Annotated in this window: 19 protein-coding genes; 7 read left to right on the top strand and 12 right to left on the bottom strand. The window is 54.5% G+C overall.

Annotated elements, in window-relative coordinates; genetic code table 11:
• Window positions 1-297 precede the first annotated feature (297 nt).
• Together IE079_RS03770 and IE079_RS03765 are read left to right on the top strand one after the other, a co-directional pair.
• Complete coding sequence (locus IE079_RS03770; protein WP_189573125.1) at window positions 298-1,332, top strand: hypothetical protein; 1,035 nt, start codon at window positions 298-300, stop codon at window positions 1,330-1,332.
• Between the two features lie 39 nt (window positions 1,333-1,371).
• Entirely contained in the window at window positions 1,372-2,850 is a 1,479-nt protein-coding gene (locus IE079_RS03765; RefSeq protein ID WP_189573122.1) for an amidase family protein, read from the top strand.
• A gap of 70 nt (window positions 2,851-2,920) precedes the next feature.
• Here the strand turns inward: IE079_RS03765 and IE079_RS03760 are convergent, their stop codons facing one another.
• Window positions 2,921-4,060 (bottom strand): C4-dicarboxylate TRAP transporter substrate-binding protein, encoded by a 1,140-nt coding sequence (locus tag IE079_RS03760; protein ID WP_189573120.1) that lies wholly within the window; start codon window positions 4,058-4,060, stop codon window positions 2,921-2,923.
• A 293-nt stretch (window positions 4,061-4,353) separates the two neighbouring features.
• Here IE079_RS03760 and IE079_RS03755 point away from each other — a divergent pair, with 293 nt between their 5' ends.
• Window positions 4,354-5,568, top strand: a complete 1,215-nt coding sequence (locus IE079_RS03755; RefSeq protein WP_189573118.1) for an acyl-CoA dehydrogenase family protein — start codon at window positions 4,354-4,356, stop codon at window positions 5,566-5,568.
• Between the two features lie 79 nt (window positions 5,569-5,647).
• Here IE079_RS03755 and IE079_RS03750 read toward each other — a convergent pair whose 3' ends face one another.
• The 9 genes from IE079_RS03750 to IE079_RS03710 form a co-directional block, all read right to left on the bottom strand.
• Entirely contained in the window at window positions 5,648-5,998 is a 351-nt protein-coding gene (locus IE079_RS03750; RefSeq protein ID WP_189573116.1) for a DUF3147 family protein, read from the bottom strand.
• A gap of 58 nt (window positions 5,999-6,056) precedes the next feature.
• Entirely contained in the window at window positions 6,057-6,443 is a 387-nt protein-coding gene (locus IE079_RS03745) for a DUF302 domain-containing protein (protein ID WP_189573114.1), read from the bottom strand.
• Between the two features lie 24 nt (window positions 6,444-6,467).
• Entirely contained in the window at window positions 6,468-8,822 is a 2,355-nt protein-coding gene (locus tag IE079_RS03740) for a heavy metal translocating P-type ATPase (RefSeq protein WP_189573112.1), read from the bottom strand.
• Entirely contained in the window at window positions 8,815-9,042 is a 228-nt protein-coding gene (locus IE079_RS03735) for a hypothetical protein (RefSeq protein ID WP_189573110.1), read from the bottom strand. The genes IE079_RS03740 and IE079_RS03735 overlap by 8 nt, the downstream gene beginning before the upstream one ends.
• Before the next feature lie 27 nt (window positions 9,043-9,069).
• Window positions 9,070-10,425: an APC family permease gene (locus IE079_RS03730; RefSeq protein WP_189573108.1), complete on the bottom strand. Its 1,356-nt coding sequence runs from the start codon at window positions 10,423-10,425 to the stop codon at window positions 9,070-9,072.
• Window positions 10,426-10,436: 11 nt separating this feature from the next.
• A complete protein-coding gene (locus tag IE079_RS03725; RefSeq protein WP_189573105.1) occupies window positions 10,437-10,787 on the bottom strand; it encodes a hypothetical protein in 351 nt (116 codons plus the stop codon).
• Between the two features lie 152 nt (window positions 10,788-10,939).
• Entirely contained in the window at window positions 10,940-13,054 is a 2,115-nt protein-coding gene (locus tag IE079_RS03720) for an AAA family ATPase (RefSeq protein ID WP_189573102.1), read from the bottom strand.
• Between the two features lie 334 nt (window positions 13,055-13,388).
• Complete coding sequence (locus IE079_RS03715; RefSeq protein ID WP_189573100.1) at window positions 13,389-13,847, bottom strand: helix-turn-helix domain-containing protein; 459 nt, start codon at window positions 13,845-13,847, stop codon at window positions 13,389-13,391.
• A gap of 101 nt (window positions 13,848-13,948) precedes the next feature.
• Window positions 13,949-14,329, bottom strand: a complete 381-nt coding sequence (locus tag IE079_RS03710; protein ID WP_189573097.1) for a gamma-glutamylcyclotransferase family protein — start codon at window positions 14,327-14,329, stop codon at window positions 13,949-13,951.
• A 182-nt stretch (window positions 14,330-14,511) separates the two neighbouring features.
• On the opposite strand from IE079_RS03710, the gene IE079_RS03705 reads away from it, so the two are divergent.
• The gene (locus tag IE079_RS03705) at window positions 14,512-14,757 is read left to right on the top strand and encodes an addiction module protein (protein WP_189573094.1); all 246 of its coding nucleotides are present in this window, start codon (window positions 14,512-14,514) and stop codon (window positions 14,755-14,757) included.
• Here the strand turns inward: IE079_RS03705 and IE079_RS03700 are convergent.
• Window positions 14,744-15,895 carry a cysteine desulfurase family protein gene (locus IE079_RS03700; protein WP_189573091.1) on the bottom strand — a complete coding sequence of 384 codons (1,152 nt, stop codon included), beginning with the start codon at window positions 15,893-15,895 and terminating at the stop codon, window positions 14,744-14,746. The genes IE079_RS03705 and IE079_RS03700 overlap by 14 nt on opposite strands.
• A gap of 42 nt (window positions 15,896-15,937) precedes the next feature.
• Here IE079_RS03700 and IE079_RS03695 point away from each other — a divergent pair, with 42 nt between their 5' ends.
• The 3 genes from IE079_RS03695 to IE079_RS03685 are packed head-to-tail and all read left to right on the top strand — an operon-like array spanning window position 15,938 to window position 21,190.
• Window positions 15,938-16,969, top strand: coding sequence for a DUF4007 family protein (locus tag IE079_RS03695; protein WP_227712303.1), 1,032 nt, complete (start codon window positions 15,938-15,940; stop codon window positions 16,967-16,969).
• A complete protein-coding gene (locus IE079_RS03690) occupies window positions 16,969-20,367 on the top strand; it encodes an ATP-binding protein (protein WP_189573086.1) in 3,399 nt (1,132 codons plus the stop codon). Before IE079_RS03695 ends, IE079_RS03690 begins: the two co-directional genes overlap by 1 nt.
• Complete coding sequence (locus IE079_RS03685; protein WP_189573083.1) at window positions 20,354-21,190, top strand: phosphoadenosine phosphosulfate reductase family protein; 837 nt, start codon at window positions 20,354-20,356, stop codon at window positions 21,188-21,190. The genes IE079_RS03690 and IE079_RS03685 overlap by 14 nt, the downstream gene beginning before the upstream one ends.
• A 93-nt stretch (window positions 21,191-21,283) precedes the next feature.
• Here IE079_RS03685 and IE079_RS03680 read toward each other — a convergent pair whose 3' ends face one another.
• Window positions 21,284-23,485 (bottom strand): DUF262 domain-containing protein, encoded by a 2,202-nt coding sequence (locus IE079_RS03680; RefSeq protein ID WP_189573080.1) that lies wholly within the window; start codon window positions 23,483-23,485, stop codon window positions 21,284-21,286.
• Between the last annotated feature and the right edge of the window lie 176 nt (window positions 23,486-23,661).

The following is a 23,661-nucleotide window of genomic DNA, read 5'->3' as shown; positions in this document are numbered from 1 at the left end:
TCCCCGGGGAGCCTGATGCCCCACCTCCTACAGGTTCGTCGTGAACGTCCAAATACGCTAATCTGTTACGAAATCTCCGGCACGCGGATGATTCATCTGGTGTCCCGTCTGGGTAAGTCGTTAGTCTGCTGCGCACCTCGGGCGCTTTTGGGCCCGCGTTGTCAGCGGTGCCCGGAGAAAACAAACAAGGTGCCACCCTGACCTTCCTGAACACACTCAAGCGGTTCACGCCCGGTCAGGAGCTCCGTCAATACAGTGGTTAAACAAACAGGCCATTACGGGAGTTGCAACCAGCGAATGTTCGCCATAAATCGGGAGAATCTCAAGAAAAGCCACCAGACGATCTGGTTTGTCATCGACTTCCTGATGCTTGGCTTGCTGATCTTCAACCTGGCCCTGATAATTTTCGATTCCGCCTATGGATTTGCAGGCGTTCAGGATTTCTTCCAGCAGTCCGTGCCGGCATTTTACAACTTCTATCAGCCGATTCACCGCAATTTCATCTTCTATGATCTGATTTTTGTCAGCATCTTCCTGACCGAGTTTTTTGTGCGCTGGGCTGAAGCCGTATGGCACAAAACCTACCAGCGCTGGTACTTCTACCCCTTTATCCACTGGTACGACCTTCTCGGCTGCATTCCGACCAGCGGCATGCGTTTCCTGAGGGTGCTGCGTGTTATCAGCATTGTCTACCGCCTGCACCGTTACGGCATCATAGACTTTACTCGCACCCGCCTGTATCGGTTTATCGCCTTTTATTACGACGCGTTCATGGAGGAGTTGTCCGACCGTATCGTGCTGAAGGTGCTGTCAGGCATTCAGGAAGAGGTGCGCCGGGGCTCGCCGCTGCTGGAGAGCGTTCACAAAAACATCATCTATCCCCGCAAGGACATCCTCGTTGGCTGGATTTCCGACCGGGTCGCCGACCTGGCTTCCCAGGGGTATGCCCCCAACCGTGACGCCCTGCGGCGATATCTTGAACGCTGCGTTGCCGAGGCAGTTCATCAGAACCCGGAACTGGCCCGCCTGAAGCTGCTGCCCATTTTCGGCAAGCAGGTGCGGGGCACCATGGAAGAAGCCGTCGGAGACATCACCAGTCATGTCATCAACCAGGTCATGGAAGATCTGTCCAGCAGCCGCAACCACGACTTCATCGATGACCTGGTGGACGTATTCCTTCCGGATCACCAGAAAAAACTGGTGTACAAGGGTACCGACGATACCGAATTGGCCCAGCGCCAGGACAACGAGGTATTGATCAACCTGACGCTCGAGATCATTGACGCTATAAAGGAGCAGGTACACAAGAAGCGCTGGCGAGAACAGCTCTAGTGTGCCGTTGCCTGCGCCCTATACAGCCGAGAGAGTTTGATGAAACAACCGTTGCACTACTGTACCGCTGACGAGCTGGTACGGATGATGGACGCTGGCGAGCTGACCAGCGAAGACCTGACCCGGGCGTTGCTGGACCGCATAAAGGCCTGCAACCCGCCGCTGAATGCCGTGGTAACGGTCAACGAGGAGCAGGCCATGGCCCAGGCCAGGGAAGCTGACCGCCAGCGACGGGCGGGCGGCCCCGGGGGCAGCCTGCTGGGTCTGCCACTGACCCTGAAAGACACCTGGGAAGTGCCGGGCATGGCCTGCACCTCGGGGGCACCACTGCTGGCCAGCCACCGGCCCGAGCGGCCAGCGGATATCGTGCGGCGCCTGCAGGATGCCGGCGCTATCATAATCGGCAAGACCAACGTGCCCTATTACGCGTCGGACCTGCAAACCTATAACAGGGTCTTCGGCACCACCAACAACCCCTGGAACCGGGACCATACCCCGGGCGGCTCGTCTGGCGGCTCGGCGGCAGCCCTGGCAGCAGGCCTGACGCCACTGGAAGTGGGCAGCGACCTGGCCGGCTCCATCCGCACCCCGGCCCATTTCTGCGGCGTTTTCGGCCACAAGCCCAGCCGTACCCTGGTTTCCTTTCGCGGGCACATACCGGGCCCGCCCGGCACCATCAGCCAACCGGACCTTGCCGACGGTGGTCCCATGGCCCGTTCCGCCCGCGACCTGGAAACCCTGCTGAAGGTGATCGTCGGCCCACGCCCGCACCACGCACGGAGCTGGCAGCTTGCCATGGAGCCCCCGCAGCTCGGGTCTCTGGAACAGGCCCGGGTTGGCCTGTGGCTGGACGACCCGGACTGCCCGGTGGACCATGAGATGATCAACGGCCTGCGCCGATTGTCCGACCAACTGGCCGAGCACGGCAGCCTGGTCACCCCGTTGCGCCATCCCCTGCTGTCCCTGGAACACATCATGCCGGTCTATTTCAACCTGCTTGGCAGCCTGCTGAGCAGTGGCATGAGCCGCCGGCAAAAACGGCGCCTGAAGCTCTTCGCCCTGGCCGAAAGACCGCTGCGAAAAATGGGCCCCATGACCATCGGCATGTCGGAATTCGCCCGCGGCACCAGCCAGAGCATCAGCCGCTGGATGCGGTGGAACGAAACCCGCGAGAAAATGCGCGAACAGGTGGAAGAGATATTCCGGGAAGTGGACGTGATACTGGCGCCGGTCAACCCGGTAACGGCCATTCCTCATGACCAGCGTGACCCGCAGTATCGCCGCCAGATCCAGGTCAATGGCGAGGCACGGGCCTACCATGACCAGTTCTGCTGGATCGCCCTGGCCACGTTGCTGGGCTTGCCGGCCACCTCGGTACCCATCGGCGTCACCCGGCAGGGCCTGCCCTACAACATCCAGGTCATCGGTGCTCCGGGGCGAGACCTGACCACGCTGGCGTTTGCCGGGTTGCTGGAAGATGAAGGGCTGGCGGGATTCAGGGTACCGCCAGGTTACTGAAAGAAAACGGGACCGATCAGGTAGCAAGCTACCTGGTAAAGAGGGGCCGGTCCTTGGCCCCGATTGCTATTTACAGACCGTACTGTGTGGCATCCACTTGGGAGAACACGTGCTCCCAGTAAAGTTTCGCCAGCTCGTCACCGCTCTCGATACCATCGATGCGATCACGCCACTCGGCCAGCAGCTCCCGAAACCGGGCAATCTTTTCGTCGGCCTGCTCGATCCCATAACGCTCCTCGTAGGCAGAGGCGATGGTTTTCAGGTCCTCACGAATGAATTCGCGGTTCTTTTGCAACATGGCTTCGGTCGGCTGGGTCAGGCCAATGCCCTGTTCCTCGGCAGTGCGCTCGTTGTCCACAGCTCCCTTCTCGTAGCCCCAGCTGAACTCCGCCGAGAGCACTGCGGTGGCCTCCAGCAGAGACCGGCGCTGCTCGTCGCTCAGAGAGCGCCAGCTGTCCAGGTTGATATTGGCGGAACCCACACCACTGAACGTGCCGCTGGGGTAATTCACGGTGATGTCATCCACCACCTCAAACAGGTTGAAAACGGACAACTCCGAGGTGGACTGAACCGAGCAATCGACAACGCCTTGACTCAGGCCTTCGTAGATTTCATTAACGGACATGGTGATGGGGTTGGCGCCTACTGACTCGGCCCAACGTGCCCATTGAGCCCCGGATGTTCTCAGATTCTTGCCTTCCAGAGCTTCCAGGCTGTCCACCTTTTCACGGCACAGTAGCGAATAAGGGGGCGTGGCAGCACTACCGAGAAACAACTGATTCTGGGCGGCGAACTCGTCACGACACTCCCCACATTCCGTGAAAATGAACTCCGACATGGCGCCGGTGTAGACCAGGCCAGCCTGGGACGAGCCGCCCTCAGTCAGTTCGATCGACATGGACACCTCAGCCACCATGTTGGTGTGAGGATAATCTGCCGGAAAATAGGGTGTCAGAACCACCCCCATATCCGCCATGCCATCGCGGATACCGGACGGAGTCTCGCGAAGATTGAGCAGCGACAGCTCGTACACCTGAACTCCGAGATCACCACCGGATACCTCGTCAAGACGCTCGGTAAATACGCCCAGGGCATCACTGGTGATACTGCCCTGGGGATAACCCGACGCATACCGCAGCTCGGTCGCCTGAAGGGTAAGGGGGCTCAGGGCCAGCAGGCCCATCGCCATTGCAAGTGGGTATTTATGCATGGGGGAACTCCACAGTTATTGTTGTTTCATAAAGAAACCAGATTGGTTCGATTTCCACTATACGGATCCCATGTTGTGGAATCCATTTCCCTGACTAAAGCCCGCCGTTAAATGGATACCTGGCTCTGATTTCCTTCAGCCGGGCCTGAACCGGAATCCGGGCGAGCCATCCGATTCGTCCATTGCGACGATGGTAAGAACAGCTTGCACCGCCAGACTCGTCGCAGTATCGGGCTTATTCGCACGCTTGCCCGGAAGTGACTCCATTCAACAGATATAACGGAGATGCACAGATGAACAACAACGACACCAACACGGGCGCAATCGCTGACGACAGTTTCCCCGACCGAGCAAAGGCTGAAGAAATCGCTGCAAACGTAGAGCGCTTTGTTCGTGAGGTCATCATGCCCTATGAACATGACTTCCGGCGAGACCATCATGACTGCCCTACTGACGAACTGACCCTGGAGCTGCGTCAGAAAGCACGGCAGGCGGGCGTTCTGACGCCACATATCTTCCCCGATGGAGGACACCTCAGCCAGCGCGGGACCGCCCTGGTTCTGATCAAGAGCGGCCTGTCTCCGCTTGGCCCTCTGGCCTGTAACACCGCAGCACCTGACGAGGGCAACATGTATCTGCTGGGCAAGATGGGCAGTCCGATGATTCAGGAGCGGTTCCTGACGCCGATCGTTGAAGGCAAGAAGCGGTCAGCGTTCTTCATGACCGAGCCGGCTGACGAGGGAGGCGCAGGCTCTGATCCGTCAATGATGATCACCAGATGCCACAAGGAGGGTAATGAATGGGTGATCAATGGTCGTAAGGCATTCATTACCGGTGCCGAAGGAGCGGGAGTTGGAATCATCATGGCCAAGGCCGAGGAAGGCGCCTGCATGTTCCTGACAGATCTCCCGAACCCCGCAATCCGCATTGACCAGGTGCCCCGCACTATCGACAGTTCCATGCCGGGAGGTCATGCCACCGTCACCATCAAAGACCTCCGTGTACCTGACGAGCAGATGCTCGGTGCTGCGGGTGACGGCTTCCGCTACGCCCAGGTGCGCCTTGCACCTGCCCGGCTGTCCCATTGCATGCGCTGGCTGGGCGCGTGCATCAGGGCCAACGAGATTGCCTCGGACTATGCCAATCGTCGCATGGCATTTGGCAAGCCGCTGGTTGACCACGAGGGCGTGGGCTTCATGCTGGCGGAGAACCTGATCGACCTGCAGCAGTGTCACCTGATGATCGACTGGTGCGCCGCTGTGCTGGATCGCGGTGAAAAGGGTGGTACCGAGAGCTCAATGGCCAAGGTCGCCGTCAGCGAGGCCCTGATGCGCATTGCCGACCGATGTGTCCAGGTGATGGGCGGCAACGGCCTCACCGAGCACACCATCGTAGAGCAGGTGTTCCGTGAAATCCGGGCCTTCCGGGTATATGACGGCCCCACCGAGGTGCACAAGTGGTCCCTGGCCAAGAAAATCAAGCGCGACTGGAAGCAGAACAACGCCTGAAACCAAAGCCGTGAGGTCACGTGCCTGGCGTTGCCTGCCTGACTGGCCCAGAGTCAGTTATCTGCGAGCACAGGCCAGGCTACAACAAGGGAATGCCGAATCGCTTCATGACCAGGGCAAGCAAGCCAAAGGACACAATCGTGACAATGGCACTCATGGCCAGCGACACCCAGAAACCGAACCGTGGCAAAAGCAGGGGAAAAACAAGGAACATCGGCAGAGTCGGCAGTACGTACCAGAAGGTAAACCAGGCATGGTTGCTGATCTTATCTGCTGGCTGATGTTCCAGGTAAAGCCAGATCATCGCCAACACCGACACCATTGGCAGCGCAGCAATCAGCGCCCCCACCTTGTCGCTACGTTTGGCAACTTCGGACACCAGAACCACCAGTGCGGCGGTAATGGCGTATTTGGTGATCAACCATGCCATCGGTAAGTCCTCCGGGCGCCCGCCCAGGCAGGCTGACCGGGCGCGATTGCGATATTCATCACACAGCCTTTACCGCCTCCGACAGCTTGTCCCTGACCTCTCCGGCAACCTGTTTGAGCTCGTCGTTTTCAATCGCTGACATGGACACAACAGGGTCGATTGCACTGATCTCGACGCCCTCCGGAATCTCCCGGAGAATGACGTTGCAAGGCAGCATGGCACCCACACGAGGTTCCAGACCAATGGCCTCCCAGGCCATTGCGGGGTTGCAGGCCCCGAGGATCCGGTAGGCAGACATGTCCTTGTCCAGCTTCTTCTTCATGGTGGCCTTGACGTCGATTTCCGTCAGCACGCCAAAACCATGGTCCGCCAGCACCTGACGGACCCGTTTGTCCACGTCTTCAAAATCCCCACCCGGGATGACTCGATCAATCGTGTAAGACATAAATACCTCCGATGATTCAGAAAATCAGCTGTTCTGCTTCAGTTTGATCACTCGCAAACGGAGCGCGTTAACAATCACGCTGACCGAAGAGAGTGACATGGCCGCCGCGGCAAAGATGGGTGACAGCAGTATGCCGAAAAACGGATACAGCACGCCCGCAGCAATGGGTACGCCGGCAGAGTTGTAGACAAAGGCAAAAAACAGGTTCTGCCGGATATTGCGCATAGTCGCCAGAGACAACCGGCGGGCTTCCACAATGCCCATCAGATCGCCTCGCAACAATGTAATACCGGCGCTTTCGATGGCCACATCGGTTCCCGTCCCCATGGCCACGCCAACATCCGCCGTTGCCAGGGCCGGTGCATCATTAACGCCGTCACCGGCCATCACCACAATACGACCTTCGTCCTTCAGGCGCTGAACAACCTTGCCCTTGTCTTCAGGCAGTACTTCCGCCTCCACTTCATCGATATGCAGTTTACGGGCAACCGCCTCTGCGGACGTACGGTTATCGCCGGTCAGCATAACTACCCGTATGCCGTCTTTCTGCAGGGCTGAAATGGCGGTTTCCGTGGTTTCCTTGACCGGGTCCGCAATGGCGAGCAAACCGGCGACTTTTCCGTCAACAGCCGCGAAAATAACCGTTGCCCCGTCCTTGCGGAGCTGATCGGCGTCGGCGTCAAAGCCTGAAGTGTCAACGCCTTCCGCCTCCATCAACAGCCGGTTGCCAAGCAGAACGCCCTGACCATCAATGGTACCGGTGACCCCTTTCCCGTTGGGGGAATCAAAGTCTTCCGCGTCCGGCAGTTTCAGGTCCATGGCCCGGGCTTTATCGAGAATGGCATGGGCCAGCGGGTGCTCACTGCCCTTCTCCAGACCGGCGGCAAAACGCATCAGCTGTTCCTCGCTGAATCCACCGGCCGGAACGAGCGAGGTAACCTGAGGCTTGCCCTCGGTCAGCGTGCCGGTTTTGTCCACCACCACCGTGTCCACCTTTTCCATGCGTTCCAGGGCTTCCGCGTCACGAATCAGCACACCACTCTGGGCGCCCCTGCCAACACCAACCATAATAGACATGGGGGTCGCCAGGCCAAGGGCGCAGGGGCAGGCAATAATCAGCACGCTGACCGCTGCAATCAGACCGAATGCCATGGGCGGTGTCGGCCCGAAGAACGACCAGGCTATAAACGCAATAATGGCGATCAGGATCACCGCCGGCACAAAGTAACTCGCGACCTTGTCGGCCAGACCCTGGATCGGTGCACGGCTGCGCTGGGCGTTGGCCACCATCTGCACGATCTGGGACAGCATGGTATCCCGGCCAACCTTGTCGGCCTGCATGATAAAGCTGCCCTGCTGGTTAATGCTGCCGCCGATCACCTGGTCACCGGTCTTCTTGCTGACCGCCAGGGGCTCACCGGTTACCATGGACTCGTCCACATTGGAACTGCCCTCCAGCACCTCGCCGTCCAGCGGCACCTTGTCGCCAGGGCGCACCCGCAGACGGTCGCCAACCTTGACCTGATCAAGAGAGACATCAGACTCGCCACCCTCGTCGTCCAGCTTCCTCGCGGTGGCCGGGGCCAGATCCAGCAGCGCCTTGATGGCACCGGAGGTTTTCTCGCGGGCCCGTAGCTCCAGCACCTGACCAAGCAGAACCAGTACCACAATGACTGCGGCCGCCTCGAAATACACCGCCACCGAGCCGTCGTTCTGCCGGAAGGCATCCGGAAAGATCTGCGGCGCCAGCGTCGCCACCAGGCTATAGACCAGCGACACGCCGGTACCTATGGCAATCAGCGTAAACATGTTCAGGTTACGGCTGACCACGGATTTCCAGCCCCTGACAAAGAACGGCCAGCCACACCAGAGCACAACGGGCGTGGCAAATAACAGCTGTATCCAGTTGGACGTTTGCGGGGCAATAATCTGGTCGAGCCCGATCAGATGACCACCCATTTCCAGCACCAGCACGGGCAGCGCCAGCACCAGCCCGATCCAGAACCGGCGGGTCATGTCCGTGAGCTCTCCGGACGGCCCGTCATCCAGGCTCACCTGCTCCGGCTCCAGAGCCATACCACAGATGGGGCAATCGCCGGGGCCCTGCTGGCGAATTTCCGGGTGCATGGGGCAGGTATACATGGTGCCCGGCGCTACCGGCTCTTCCTGCGCCTGTTCTTCGCCGAGGTATTGCTCCGGATTCTCATCGAACCGGGACTGGCACCTTGAAGAACAGAAATACCAGGTTTTTCCGCCGTGCTGGCTACGGTGTTCCGCCGTGTGCGGGTCCACCGACATGCCGCAGACCGGATCCTTGACGGTGTGTTCGCCAGCATCCTCATGTTGGTGTTCATGCCCATGGTGTTGGTGCTCAGCCATTACGATCTCCAGCCTTGTCTGCAGGCCAGTCTGCAAACGCAATGAAATAAAGCAGAACGAGGTTGACGATGGGAATCAGTATCAGAACCCCCATCCACCCGGGGTACCCTGTGCGCTGGCAAATACGGCAGGCCGGAATCACCACAATAATGGCAATCACCAGCATCCACAGCCAGTGCCCTGCCCACATGGTGTGACCAAACATAGTGTTTCCCATCATGACAGTGTTCTCCACATCGAATATCGGTTACTGGTGATGATGGGCATGAGAGTCCTCATGCCCTGATTGCCTGGCGCCCCGGGACTTCTTCAGGAACATCAGCTCCGCCACTGCGATGGCAATCATCGTGACGACAGCCACGCCGATAACGAACGGATCCGTATTCAGCTTGACCCAGACAAAGCCCCCCAGCGCTAACAAATCCAGCACAATGGCCGTGGCCGGCACCCAGGCTTTGGCTTTCACGTCGTCACGCAGGTAACGAAGCACGCCCCAGTGGATGGCCACGTCCATAATCAGGTAAAACACGATGCCCAGCGCAGCAATCCGGGAGAGATCAAAGAACGCTGTCAGCACCACCCCCAGAACCACAGTGTAGACCAGGGTGTGCTTCTGGATGCTGCCCGGCATGTGAAAGTGGCGGTGGGGCACCAGTTTCATTTCGGTAAGCATGGCGAGCATGCGCGAGACGGCAAAGATACTTGCCAGAATGCCGCCGGCGGTGGCCATCATGGCAATGGCCACCGTGAACCAGACACCATATTCGCCAAGTGCAGGCCGCGCGGCAGCGGCGAGGGAGTAATCCTGGGTCTTGATGATTTCAGCCAGCGACAGATTGCTGGCGACGGCAAACCCGACCAGAGTGTAGATCACCACGCAGACCGCGATGGAAATAACGATGGCGCGCCCCACATTGCGGCGGGGGTCTTTCACCTCGGAGCCGCTGTTGGTGATGGTGGTGAAGCCCTTGAAAGCCAGTATCCCCAGAGCGGTGGCACCGAGGAAATTACCAACGGTTCCCGCTTCCCCCGGGCGAGAGAAGTCAACCGAAATGCTGTCGGCAATCCAGACACCCACAATCCCGAAGATCAGTATGCCCCCGATTTTCAGGATCCCGATAAAGGATGCCACGCCCTGAATCATCCGATTGCCCAGCAGATTGATCACGAAAGCGGCCAGAATCAGCGACACACCGAGAATCGGCACCATGCGACCGCTTTCGTCGCCGCCGAAAAGCTGCATGGTGTAGGAGCCGAAGGTTCGGGCCAGAAAGCTCTGGGCGATGACCATCGAAAAGTACATCAACAAGGCGTTGAACGCCGTCGGCAGCCGGTCACCATAGGCCTTGTGCAGGTACATACCGATGCCACCGGCCGAGGGCCAGGCGTTGGAAATCACGATGTAGGAATAGGCGCTGAAACTGACAATCACCGCAGCGGCCAGAAACGCCAACGGAAACAGAACACCGGTCATCTGCGCCATTTGCCCGGTCAAGGCGAAGATACCGGCACCAATCATGACACCGGTGCCCAACATGACGGTCCCCGGTAACGACAGGCTGCCTTCCTCGTAGCGAGTCGTTCTGTCCTGATCCTCGCGCATTCAACCTCCGGCTATTTCTTCATCGGCGGAATTTTCGAACAGCAGAATGGCTCGTGCTTCGCGTTTGCCCTGACATTGTCGTCGGTAAACCGGTACCACGCGAGCTTCCGGCGAACCCACCAGCCCGTTTCAAGGCGGCCGCCACTGGCTTCAATCAGTTCAAGCAGTGCGTCGGTGGACCAATGGGCACCATCATAGGTGACCCAAAGGCGATTGCCCGGTTTACGCTCGGCAAAATCAACGCTCGGGTGATGGTTGAGTTCGTGGATCAAATCGTCCCACTGATTGTCGTCCAGGTCTTCAACAGCCAGTTTCCGACGTAGCAGAAACGGCACCTGGCTTGTCGGTTTGTGCGCTTTCATGGTGATAGCCCTCTCAGCCAGCCTGCTTCGGGGTCATCACACCATGCCAACCTGAATTGCGGCTGAAAAAAAGCGCCCAAGGTTCTCGCTGTTCCGGGAACAATTGACCCGTATCAAAACCTGAGAAGGGAAACGGCGCCGGAGCGGGATAGCTACACGAAGCCGATCGGCTGCCGGTTGAAGGTGCCGGCCTGCATCGACTGCTCCTCTCGCAGGGCCTTCAACAACGGCGCAGTGCGGGGGCGCAGGCCCATCATGCCAAGCTGCTGCACGGCGGTGCGAACCAGCCCCGGGGTCAGGGCGTCCAGTTCCGTCCAGGTGCCGGCCGGCAGGTCTTCCACCTTCTCCGGGTCCAGCACGCAGGCTTTCAGCAGATTCTTCAGCTGCTTGCTATCCAGATAGCCGAAACGCACCTTGAGGTGGAAACGACGCATCACCGCACTGTCCAGTGAATCAAAGCGGTTGGTTGTCGCCAGGAACACCCCGGAGAAGCGCTCCATGCGCACCATGAATTCGTTGGTAGCGCTGACCTCCCAGGACTGGCGGGCGGTTTCCCGGCTGAACAGGAAGGTATCCGCCTCATCCAGCAACAGCACCGCACCAGACGACTCCGCCTTCTGGAACATGGCGGCAATATTGGCTTCGGTTTCTCCCACCAGGCATGACTGCAGATCACTGCCGGAGACAAGCTCGAACGGACGCTTCAGGCGCTCCGCCAGCTCGCTGGCATAGGCGGTCTTGCCGGCCCCCGGCGGGCCAAACAGGCACAGGCGGCCCGGCTTGTCGCCCTGCAGCATGCGCTCCACATTGCGCAGGCTCGGGTAGGTCGTCAGCCAACGGGTCTGGAACCTGGGGAAGTCCGTCTCATGCTTTTTGGGCAGAACCGAGATCGATACCGGCTCATGGCGCAGGGCCGACAGTCGCTCCTCCAGCAACCGCTCCAGCTTCTGCTGATTGCGCACCACCTGATTGACAGGCAGGAACTGGCCGATATCCGCCAGGTTGCGGGCCAGCGCAGGCGTCATCCACGCTTTCTGCTGCACAGACGTCATCCACGGCTCGGTGACCGGCAGATGCCGGAGGTGCTCGGTAATGGCCGGATTGGGGCCAAGACGGGCGCCCTTCATCTCGATAATCAGATCAAAACGGCGCAGGAAGGCCGGGTCCACCTGGCCGATCTCGTTGCTTACCCATAGGGTGGGAATGGGATTGCGCTCCAGCAGCTGGTTGAACCAGCCCTTGGCCAGGTCCGACTCCTTGCGGAAGGCATCTTCCATTTCATCGAACACCAGCAGCGAGCCGGTGTGATCCTCCAGAAAACGCTGGGCCAGGAAGGCAGACTCCAGCCGCGCCTTGCCAGTTACCGAGCCGGCATCCCTGCTCTGGGTGGGTACCTCATACAGGGGTGCCCCCAGGTGACCGGCCAGTGCATAGACCAGCTGACTCTTGCCGGTGCCCGGAGGCCCGTAAAGCAGAATATTGCGGCCGCGCCTGCCCTCGGCGATGGCCTTGCCCAGATACTTCAGCATCAACTGCAGGTCCGCCACACCGGAAAAATCCGCAATGGAAAAGTCCGACGCGGGCGCCGGCGGGCACAGGCTGGCGAAGATCAGCTCATCCATCTGCCGGCCGGAGATATCGCTGGTTATGGTCAGCAGCAACAGCCTTTGCAACAGGGCCCCCGGGAACACAATGTCATCCAGGTCATCCGTCGGGCAGACCCGGGTAATCAGGCCGGCAGCATGCAGGGTGCTGCTCGGCTCCAGCGCTTCTGAAATAGACCCGGCGGATTCCTGCAGGGCGTACGCCAGGGCACGAATCGTCACCGACACCTCACGGCAGACCAGCTCCGACAACATGTTGCGCATCCAGGGGCAGCGGGCGCCCAGCACGGCGAACACCAACAGCTTGGTTTCCGCCGAGTCCAGCTGCAACCGGGCCTTAAGGGCTTCCACCAGGCTGGTGAACGAGAAATCCGCCTCGCCGGACAGGGTCGGCAGCAACTCGGCCTCCCGCTCTCGCATGACTTTCCTCAGCTGCGACTCGGTCGGAGGCACCTGATCGCCGTCATCATCCAGACGGGTCTCCAGCCGGATCTCCAGATCGTCCGCGAACTGGTCGATCTCCCGGTCGTTCAGAATGAACTGCATCCCCGGCACATTGTACAACCGGCACACATACACCTGCGCCAGGTAACGGTCGTGTTCCGTTTCCGGGCTTTGCAGTTGTGAGCTTTCCGGGCGATCAATCAGGTCATTCCACTTCATAGGCGATAGGCACTCCTCTCAGGTTGCCGGACCAGTGTACGCGATCCATGCGACAGGCGGTGACGCACACGGCAATTCAAACCTTCGCCAAATGCGAATCGAGCACAGTGGAAAGGTCACCCAGGTCCAACAGGCAAACCTGAACACCGCCAATGACCCGCGCCAGAACAACCAACACTTCCAAAAAAACCGCCTCGCTAAACCCGTGTCAGGCGAAATTAGAGCAATTTCGGGCGAGGAAGTACTCAGAAAGATCACCAGTAAAATCAGAGACGAGAAATGTCTTGGTAGTTACCGTCCGGGAAAGGATTATCAAAGTATCCGGCGAAAGAGTTCACTCGTACCCCATCCCCAAGTCCTGATCCAGGCTGCTCAGTTCATCCAGTGCCGCCATGCGCTCCTCTTCAAGCCGTTTCTTATAGGCCTGAAGTTCCGAAAACAGTATTTTGCGACGGTTACCGACGCGGTGATACGCCAGCGCGCCTTCGTCCAAAAGCTTGATCAGGGTTGGACGTGAAATATTGAGCAGATCTGCCGCCTCCTGGGTAGTCAGCTCAGCATGGATAGGCACCAACTTCACCATATTGCCTTCTCCCAACTGGGTCAGCAGCTCCACAAACAGACGTAGCGCACTGACGGGGATGGACACTGTATGGGCCACTCCCTTGCGATCGGTGAGAGTCATCTCTTGCGCCTCAGACCGGGTATCAATAACTGCAGACAGCCCCTGGCTACACGCCCGGGCAAGCAAAGCCTCTTCGCGAGACGGAAGTTTTTCCTTTACAGAGTTCATTACGGGCAACCTCTCAACACAACATACTTTCGAATTATTCGAAATTATTAGCCCACTGTCAATATTCGAATTTTCCGAAAAATTCTGGGCCAGTCAAAGCATCAACACCGGGCCCGTGTCGACCACCCACCAGACCGAGTCGCCAGACAACCCGACACATCATGGTTATAGACGTAAACCCAGGCATCTCCATAGGGGGTATCCAACAGCACACGGTCATACAGCCCCGACTTCGGCGCACGGGCATTATAGCCCTCTAACTGGTCCAGCCGGGTGAAGGTGCGCGGGTCCACCGCGTACACCTCGACCAGAACACCGCCACTTCTTCCGAGCTTTGCGCCCGGGTATGGGCCAAGGTCATAGAGGACAATGGACGACAGCGAGCATGTGCCCAGAAAATCGGAGCTGGCGAGGATGTGATGGTTTGGCTCGCTGTGTTTCAGGGTGCCGTAGACGGCTACGCGGTGACAATGCCGGGTCATAAGCGGCTCCTGTGATTGAAAAGCATCTGAACTTCATCCGAACACATGAGAACAGAGGAGCCCCACTATTTCGAGATCTACGGTATTCTGGCTGGCGATGAATAGGGGAGAAAAATCCTCCGGAAGTCGCTATTATGGAGCCATAGTTAAAGGGCTATACTCTGGCTTGGGAGATGACCACCATGCGCATTCAAGAACTGATAGACGAAGCAAGCGCCCTGCCGGTTGATGAGCGGGCGCATGTCGTTGAGTCACTGCTGCAAAGCCTTAACCCGACCGACAGTGCTATCGACGACAAATGGGCAGCCGTTGCCAAAGCCCGCCTTGCCGAATTGGAGTCAGGGGAAGCGGAAGCCGTGTCCGGTGAAGATGTTTTCAGGAAGATCAGGAGCCGGGCTCAGCGATGCCAGCATGTCAAACCGCTCTGATGACCTCTGCAAGATGGTCCACAGTGTCCGACAATTGTTGCTCATCCGTATACCGCCCAATACTGAAGCGAATCGACGAAGCGACGCTGCCCTCAGGCATGCCAAGCGCATCCAAGACGTAGGAGGATTGGATAAAACCGCTGTTACACGCCGACCCGGTTGAGGCACAGACCCATGGTTGGAGCGAGTTTAACAATGATTCAGCATCGCGCCCCGGAAACTCGAGATTGAGATTCCCCGGATGCCTCTGCTTCGGGTCTCCATTAATACGAAAATCAACACCCGCCGTCTTTAAACTGTCTAGAAAATAGCCTGCCAAAACTTCGAGCCTTGCCCTATTGGCTTTACCTTCGGAGCGAACAATTGACGCAGCTACACCAAAACCAACGCAGAGAGGCGTCGGCACGGTGCCTGATCTCAGGCCGCCCTGCTGTCCACCACCATGCACGAACGCAGGAAGTTCACCCTGTAACGAAGCTTCAATGAAAAGTGCACCAACTCCCTTTGGACCGTACACTTTGTGAGCAGACAGACTGAGTAGGTCCACCCCCCATTCGATCACGTCTACATCGAGAGCTTCTGGTGCCTGTGCTGCATCACAGTGGAACAGCGCACCCGCTTCATGAGCCAACCTGACAAGTTCCGGGGTGTCCTGAATCGTCCCTACCTCATTATTGACAGCCATGATGCTCACGAGCAGAACGTCGTCCGACAGCAACTCTTTGTAAACATCAATATCTATACGCCCTGAGGAAAGAACCGGCACTTCAACCACCTGATAGCCAAGCTGCTCAGAAAAGAACTGCGCAGCCTCCTTCACGCACTTGTGCTCAATCGAACTTACCAATACCTTTCTACGGCTGCTTCGGTTGGCGGTCAGCACGCTTGAAATGGCGTGGTTGTTAGATTCGGTTGCTCCAGAAGTGAAGATCAGCTCCTCGGGCAAAGCGCCTATCAAGGAAGCGACCTCAGCTCTTGCTGTCTCTACCGCATCCGCCGACCTCCACCCGAGAATATGGTTAGACGAATGCGGGTTAGCAAAAACCGCCCTATAATAGGGCATCATCGCCTCAACAACGCGCTCATCGGTTGGCGTAGATGATTGATAGTCAAGATAAATCGACTCACCGACCCGCACAACCACCTCCTAGATCAATCATTAAACTGGAAGGACTTTCCAGTGGGATTTTCCGTTGACCTTAACTCCGACGATCGTTATTGTCGAGACTGGAGCGACAATCCAGGGGAAACGATGTTTAATAGTCCACTGTTTAAGGCCGGATACCAACCGCAATTTTCAGGCCACGAAACCTTCCCAATGCGCTACGGATGGCTAAAGAAGGCGTACGATGCGGTAAAAGAATCACAGGAAAGCAGTAACGACCACTCCGTCTTCAACGATGAGGGGGCAATCGCTCGGTTAGGCGTGGGCAAAAACATGGTTGCCTCAATACGCCATTGGGCAACGCAATGTGACGTGATTAAACCTGGCAATAAAGGCAACCAGGCTGAAGTAAGCGAAATCGGAAAAAAAATATTTGATGACAATGGGTTAGATCCATTCATGGAATACCCCTCAACTCCTTGGTTACTGCATTGGAAACTCGCTTCCAACAAGAAGTTGACGACATGGTTTTGGGTTTTTAGCCACTTCCCCACGGATAGCTTTGAGCGAGATAACATTGTTCAGGCACTCGATAAGCTGGGCAATGAGCAAGCATGGTCCAGAATGTCGAAATCTACTATCAAGCGTGACGTAGAGTGTTTTGTCCGCACCTACGCAGCTAAGCCGGCAACAGGGAAGCAAACACACGAGGACACAATGGAGTCTCCGCTTACTGAACTCGGCCTTCTCAAGGCTATTGGCAAGAAGGATGGATTCCGCGTTGTTCGTGGTCCGAAAGCGACACTAGGTGACGGAGTATTCGCATATGCTGTTATTAATTTTTGGAACGGTTTTTCCACGGCAAATACGATCTCTCTTGAGGCGCTGGCACATCAACCCGGTTCACCCGGCAAAGTCTTTCAGTTAAGCGAAGATGATCTCACTGATCGACTCACGCGCATCGAAATGGCGACAAATGGGAGATTGAAGTGGTCTGAAACGGCTGGCCTCAAACAGCTAGTCCGATCCGAAAAGATTCAGGACCAAGATGCACTTCAATTAATCGACATTGACTATCAAGGCGAATACGAAGGAAAGGTTGCCTAATGCCGCTATCAGATACTGTTTACGTTGAGAGGCGTTTCCAGCGCTCAATTCGGATCGACACGGACTTACAAAACCCGGACGCCCTAACGGGGTTCATTTGCCCAGAATCTTCTGCCGTTGTTCTATCCACCATGGCTACCCATATTGCCGAGAGCGGCCAGGCGGCATTCACTTGGACCGGCCCTTACGGAAGCGGAAAATCCAGTCTTGTCATTGCTCTGAGCGCCCTCACGGCCAAAAGTAAGGCCCAGCGCGATCAAGCGAAACATGCAGTCGGTGAAGCAACCGCCCAGAAAGTATGGAGCGCCTTACCCCCTGGCAAACAAGGCTGGACTGTAATCCCCGTGGTGGGACAACGAGCCTCCGCTCGAAAAGTAATCGGAGAAGCGCTCATCCAGAATGGCTTAGCGTACCTGGAACCGGACGAGGGCTGGAATGATACAAACATCGTCCAAACACTCCTTAATGCAGCGAACAATATACCAGGTAAAGCTGGTCTCATTTTATTCATTGATGAGATGGGCAAGTTCCTCGAAGCCGCGGCCCGTGATGGTTCTGATCTCTATCTTTTCCAGCAACTAGCAGAGATTGCATCTCGCTCAAATGGCAAGCTTGTAGTCATTGGTATTCTCCACCAGGCATTTGAAGAATACGCCAACCGGCTTTCTCGTGATGCTCGGGATGAGTGGTCAAAGATTCAGGGGCGCTTTGTAGACCTTGCTGTCAATACCGCTGGAGAAGAACAAGTTGACCTGCTCGCCCGGGCAATTCACTCCGACCATGACTCCAACACTGTTGGTCATCAGTCTTCCGTTACTGCAGAGACGATACGCTCCCATAAACCGGGCGTTAGTGAAAACCTTGCGCTTCTGCTCGAAAACACCTGGCCTTTGCATCCGGTGGTTGCCGCCCTACTCGGCCCAATTTCACGCCGGCGTTTTGGACAAAACCAAAGGAGTCTTTTCGGGTTTCTAAATTCCGCAGAACCGAACGGTTTCCAGGACTTTCTCAGAACATCAGATGGCCAGGAGACATATAGCCCTGGTCGTCTATGGGATTACCTGAGAGTGAATCTAGAGCCGTCCATCATTGCATCACCCGATGGTCATCGCTGGGCCATGGCCGCTGAAGCACTTGATCGTTGTGAAGCGAACGGAGCCAGCCCAGTTCATATTCAGCTCCTCAAAACGATTGCAGTGCTCGATCTTTTCCGTGAACGTTCTGGGCTTTATCCCGGCAAAGAGCTCCTGTATACGACAACGCAAGCTCCAACGGAGGCGGTAGATGCCGCTCTTGAAGACCTTAGACGATGGTCCTTCATAATCTACCGAAAACACCTTTCCTCCTATGCAATCTATGCCGGGAGCGACTTTGATATTGAGTCGGCCATCGAGCAAGCTTTGCAGGAAGTCCGCGACGTAAATTTCGAAACCTTGCAACGCATGGCCGGAATGCAACCCATTCTTGCCAAGCGACATTATTTTGAAACTGGCGCCCTACGTTGGTTTGACGTCCAGCTTGGCTCGCTGACCGCGGCAACTTCAAATGCCACACAGTTCATTGCCCACCAAGGGACTATCGGTCTCTACTTGCTAGCACTGCCCACCGAGGGAGAAGACACTCAATCCGCTCGCTCTCGTTGCAAAGAGGCTTCAAAGAAAGCGTCAAAGGAAGATCTAAACGTAATCGTAGGTTTTCCACTGCAAGCTTGGACCATTATAGAACTTGCCAAGGAACTAAAAGCTCTGGAGAAAGTCCGTGAGGAGCACACTGAAATTCAGGGTGATCTCGTTGCTCACAGAGAAGTAAACAGTCGCCTCATTGCATTACAAAACCAGCTAGAAGCGGAGCTGCAACAGGCAATGTTGAATGCTGTTTGGTTTGAAAACGGGCAAGAGCTAAAACGCATGACCATAAGGTCTCTTAACAACAAAGCGTCCGATGTTGCAGAAGAACTTTATCCAGAGACTCCGCGGATCAAAAACGAGCTCCTCAATAGGACAAAACCCTCAAGTAGCGCCATTGCTGCACAAAATTCGCTCCTTAAAGCGATGGCGAACAACCTAGGCGAAAGCCGGCTAGGTATCAGTGGGTACCCGGCTGAAGGCGGTTTGTTCGAATCTCTCCTGGAATACACCAAACTCTATGGCAGTAATAAGGAAGTGCTCGACTTTCTTAAGCCAAGCTGGGAAGAAGACCCCGCCCGACTTTATACAGCATGGAGAAAGGCCGCAGAGCACTTGGAAGCGAACTCCGATCGTTCTATTGGCATCGATGAGCTATACGAAATTTGGGAAGACAAACCGATCGGCTTAAAACGAGGCTTAATGCCTATTCTAGCAGTTGCGTTTATCTTGTCTCAGCGCAGCAACCTTGCTTTTTACCGCGAAGGGATCTTTCAACCCCTATTCACCGATCTCGATGTTGATTACCTGGCGAAAGACCCAGCTTCAATCCAAGTTAGGTGGATGGACCTAAATCACCTATCAAAAACCCTTCTTTCGGGTTTGGCTGAGGTTGTACGTGAGCTAGATACAGCGAATCCGTTGAAAGAACTAGAGCCAATCGATGTCGCTCGCGGGTTGGTCGCGATCTTTGACCGACTGCCAAATTGGACCAAACGCACTCAAAGGCTCTCTGCTACGGCGATGAAAGTGCGAACCATATTCAAGCACGCGAGTGACCCTAACCAGCTGCTTTTTTCAGACCTTCCCGGCGTGTACCAAGCAAACGCGGATATCCAAAAGAGTGAGGTGGCAAATGCGGTCATCACGACCATACGAGAGGCAATGAAAGAGCTCGATGACGCCTATCCGAAGATGCTTGAGCGCATGTCCAGTATTCTTTTGACGGAGCTCCAGGTTCCCAGCGATTCACCGCAGGCCCTCACTGAACTCCGAGATCGCGCCGAGAATATCAAGCAAATGTCGGGAGATTTTAGGCTTGACGCCTTTACCAATCGCATTGCGGTGCTCGATGGCACCAATGAATCGATTGAGGGTGTCGGGAGCCTTGCCGCAAATAAGCCGCCGAGGGACTGGGTCGACGCAGACCTAGATGCTGCATTTATCGAGACCGCCGCATTGGCACAAAAGTTCGTACGGACCGAATCCTATGCCCGAGTCCAAGGCCGAAAAGACAAACGCCATGCTATGGCAGTAATTATCTCCAGAGATGGGCAACCCAAACCTATGGAGGCCGATTTTCAGATTACAGAGAGAGATCGCCCAAAAGTTGATGAGTTGGTATCACGACTCAAGGAATCTGTGCAATCAGATAGTTCCAACAAAAAGGCCGTAATACTAGCCGCTCTTGCTGAGTTGAGCAGTGAATATATGAGCCTAGAGACCGACACCGAACAATTGAGCTTTCTGGAGGAAACCGATGTCACATCATGAGAAACACGTGCTCGGCTTGTCAGGCGGGAAGGACAGTGCCGCACTAGCAATATACATGCGCCAAAATTATCCGGAACTAGACATCGACTATTTTTTTACGGACACCGGTAAAGAGCTTCCGGAAGTCTATGAGTTTCTTGGCAAACTTGAAGGTTTCCTGGGGAAACCAATTTTAAGACTCAATCCTAATCGTGATTTCGATTACTGGTTGAAACAATACAACAATTTTTTGCCATCGGCTCAGACCCGCTGGTGCACGCGCCAACTTAAGTTAAAACCGTTCGAGGATTGGATTAAGCCATTCCTTGCCGAAGGCATAATGGTGCACAGCTATGTAGCGATTCGGGCTGACGAGCCCTATCGCGAAGGTTATAACGCCAAGCAAGATAACCTTAAAATCCACCTACCATTTAAACACGATGGGATCGACAAGCCCGGCGTAGCTGAAATCTTGGAGAGCTCGGGCCTAGGCTGGCCCAAATATTATGAGTGGAGATCAAGAAGTGGCTGCACCTTCTGCTTCTACCAACAGAAGATCGAATGGGTGCGACTACAAGAACGCCACCCTGAAGCCTTTGAGGAGGCCAAAGCATACGAAAAGGATGCCCTTGAAAATGGCTCGCCTTTTACCTGGAGCCAAGGAGAGTCACTTGATGAATTAACTCAGCCCAAGCGTATTCGTCAGATCAAAGACGATTACGAAAAACGTCTTTTAAAGATCAAAGCGAAAAAACGACAAAACCCTTTGCGGCCGGATGCCGAACTGATCGACATAGATGATGTTTATGGACAGCCAAAGTTTTGCGTGGCTTGTCACAAATAGGGCTATGCATAAAATCCCAGAGAACCGCCAAAGGCAACTGTAGGGCATCAGTGCAGCCGCCGGGTACACCTGGCGGTCCATCTATTCTATCCATCATCCTTGATATTTTACTGCAATATTAAATAAATAAATTAAATGCTCCTTTCTTTTCTGGAAGAATTCTTTAGTCGGCTTATCACCTGATTTGTGATCTTCAAAAAGCTTTAAGGCTGAGTCATATAAGTGATGACCAGGACCAATTCCCGCTTCCTGATAAAACCCAAACGATTCACTCATGGGTTTATTAGACTTCTTAATGTTTTCCGCAGACGGTAATGGCATCATGTTTCCAAGCCCCTGGATGTAAACCTCGCGATCATCATCATCAAAATATTTTTCAGCATGAGACGGATCAGGGCGTTTCGCCTCAATGTGGTCTAGCTGTAGCTTCGAAACCTCTGAAACTCCCAAAGAGATGGTCTTTTTAGTTAAAGCCTCTCCAGATTGATCAGGGCTTAGCGAAATCAATCTAGCAAAGAGCAGCCTTACTTTCAGATGCTGTGAGTTATATGTCCAATTAGATACCCAAGCTTTAAATTCCAGATTCGCCTTCTCTCTATCTCCAGAATCTCTTAAATCGATGGAATCAGAGGAAAGATTATTATGTTTAATGAGACCTACCGCGAAATCTCTGGGGATATCTGCAGAGCTAGAGAGCATCGAAATCTGCCACACTCTACGGGCTTGCTTCTCAACTTTCTCTGACAAACCAGAAAACATATATTCATTAGCAATTTGTCGAACCGCATCAGGCACAAACTTAGATAGAGACTCACGTTGCGCGGTATTTTCTCCAGCCTCTTTTTCTATATACTTCAATGTGAAATTAATCAAACCAGACAACACACCTTCCTGATTTAGCGCCATCAATAAGGTAATCGTCTTTTTTAGAGTGGAGCTCTGTTGGTCAAACTCATTCTCTAGTGCGACCAAATCCTTTGACCTAAACTTCACGCCGGCTAGATCAACGATAATCCTGCAGGACTCAAAAATATTAAAGTGCTTTTCAATATCATCTTCTGAATAGACCGAAAGACCCTCCAGATAATTTTGAATAGAACGACGATATCCATCCCCTCGATTATAAACAATGCTTTCATCACCTGTAATAAAAACAATGGCAAGGTAGGCTATTAGTTTTCTTTTTTGATCGGGTTGATTCCCAAATATATTATCGACCCACCGATCATCCAGGTTTTGAAGAATTCTATCGACTTCAGTTTCCTGAAGAACCTTATTTTTTAACACAAAGTTTTTGTAAAACTGGTTTTTTATGAGATCCAGATCATCAAGCGCCAGAGACCTGTCGTTCAGAACCTCAAAAAGAGTGTAGGCATCCTCAGCATTTCCAGTCTGTACCACGCAAAGAGAAAGACCATGAAGAAATTTTCCAATTTTTTCTACAATAGCTTTGGCACGATCAAAAGGTTTATCGAAACCATCACCTAAGATATCGTCAAACTTAATAAATATTGTTTTTAGCGCATCAATATAACGTTGCTCGTGCTCCGAATATACGTCATCCAAACCATAAAAATCTATAGCAGGCTTTCTATGTTCGTGGAGATAAATACAGCAACGTTTCAAGCTCAATGAAATTGCTGAATCAAAAGATGATCGATCGTATGACAAAGCCAGCTTTTTGTGATCCAGAAAAGATTCTAGACTAACAAAATGTTCCTTTAAGTACTCATCTGATCCTTCAAATGAGTCTGGAAGACCAACAAAGTTAAGCAATTTAGCTTTAGTCTCTGCGAACTTATTTTCATCTTCGAAATATTCCAGCTCAGAATTCACCATTTCTTGGAGATCATCGAGCTCTTTCTGTAAAGAATAATCGTCTCCTGGCTGATTTAAGAAAAGAAATCGGGCTGACTCTGAATAGCTTTCAACCAACTTTCCTACATGCACAATTTTAGTCGTCTCAGATATTGCTTGACGAAGCGCAACTCGAGAAACCAAGAACCTCAGAAAGTTTGCTAGGTAGATTGTAGTGTATCTCTGCTGTCCATCTATTAACTCGTGTAATTCTCTTTTTTCGTTGTTAACGGTTACAATAGATCCTGCAAAATACTGATCGCCTTGCTCGGAACGCCAATCATCAATAAGCTTTTCAATGTTTTCAGATTCCCATTTATATGGGCGCTGATAATGAGGAATTTTTACTTTTTTAGGAAATTTCAAAGCCGATCCACCACTAGGCATGTCAGCAGTCAATCTATAAAAATCTCTAATTTCAGCGCCTTTCAACTCCATAAGCTACCCTTAATATTTTGAATTTTACTTTTAAATACCAGCCGAACAAAAATTCAATAGTACAATGAGACCATTCCAAAATTCTTTAGCCCGCCCCGCTGGCGCAAGGCCCCAAGATTGTCGATACCCCGTTCATTTACCCCCCCCCCCTTCTCGGGAAGCGCATTGCCGTTAGT

Source organism: Marinobacter zhanjiangensis, assembly GCF_014651935.1.
Classification (GTDB): domain Bacteria; phylum Pseudomonadota; class Gammaproteobacteria; order Pseudomonadales; family Oleiphilaceae; genus Marinobacter; species Marinobacter zhanjiangensis.
The sequence above is the reverse complement of the archived record's forward strand: the minus strand, read 5'-3'. Positions and strand labels throughout refer to the sequence as shown.

What these genes read in the sequence shown, in the direction of transcription:
- IE079_RS03770 (WP_189573125.1), top strand. Translation starts at nt 298, where the DNA reads ATGTTCGCCATAAATCGGGAGAATCTCAAGAAAAGCCACCAGACGATC.
- IE079_RS03765 (WP_189573122.1), top strand. Translation starts at nt 1,372, where the DNA reads ATGAAACAACCGTTGCACTACTGTACCGCTGACGAGCTGGTACGGATG.
- IE079_RS03760 (WP_189573120.1), bottom strand. Translation starts at nt 4,060, where the DNA reads ATGCATAAATACCCACTTGCAATGGCGATGGGCCTGCTGGCCCTGAGC.
- IE079_RS03755 (WP_189573118.1), top strand. Translation starts at nt 4,354, where the DNA reads ATGAACAACAACGACACCAACACGGGCGCAATCGCTGACGACAGTTTC.
- IE079_RS03750 (WP_189573116.1), bottom strand. Translation starts at nt 5,998, where the DNA reads ATGGCATGGTTGATCACCAAATACGCCATTACCGCCGCACTGGTGGTT.
- IE079_RS03745 (WP_189573114.1), bottom strand. Translation starts at nt 6,443, where the DNA reads ATGTCTTACACGATTGATCGAGTCATCCCGGGTGGGGATTTTGAAGAC.
- IE079_RS03740 (WP_189573112.1), bottom strand. Translation starts at nt 8,822, where the DNA reads ATGGCTGAGCACCAACACCATGGGCATGAACACCAACATGAGGATGCT.
- IE079_RS03735 (WP_189573110.1), bottom strand. Translation starts at nt 9,042, where the DNA reads ATGATGGGAAACACTATGTTTGGTCACACCATGTGGGCAGGGCACTGG.
- IE079_RS03730 (WP_189573108.1), bottom strand. Translation starts at nt 10,425, where the DNA reads ATGCGCGAGGATCAGGACAGAACGACTCGCTACGAGGAAGGCAGCCTG.
- IE079_RS03725 (WP_189573105.1), bottom strand. Translation starts at nt 10,787, where the DNA reads ATGAAAGCGCACAAACCGACAAGCCAGGTGCCGTTTCTGCTACGTCGG.
- IE079_RS03720 (WP_189573102.1), bottom strand. Translation starts at nt 13,054, where the DNA reads ATGAAGTGGAATGACCTGATTGATCGCCCGGAAAGCTCACAACTGCAA.
- IE079_RS03715 (WP_189573100.1), bottom strand. Translation starts at nt 13,847, where the DNA reads ATGAACTCTGTAAAGGAAAAACTTCCGTCTCGCGAAGAGGCTTTGCTT.
- IE079_RS03710 (WP_189573097.1), bottom strand. Translation starts at nt 14,329, where the DNA reads ATGACCCGGCATTGTCACCGCGTAGCCGTCTACGGCACCCTGAAACAC.
- IE079_RS03705 (WP_189573094.1), top strand. Translation starts at nt 14,512, where the DNA reads ATGCGCATTCAAGAACTGATAGACGAAGCAAGCGCCCTGCCGGTTGAT.
- IE079_RS03690 (WP_189573086.1), top strand. Translation starts at nt 16,969, where the DNA reads ATGCCGCTATCAGATACTGTTTACGTTGAGAGGCGTTTCCAGCGCTCA.
- IE079_RS03685 (WP_189573083.1), top strand. Translation starts at nt 20,354, where the DNA reads ATGTCACATCATGAGAAACACGTGCTCGGCTTGTCAGGCGGGAAGGAC.
- IE079_RS03680 (WP_189573080.1), bottom strand. Translation starts at nt 23,485, where the DNA reads ATGGAGTTGAAAGGCGCTGAAATTAGAGATTTTTATAGATTGACTGCT.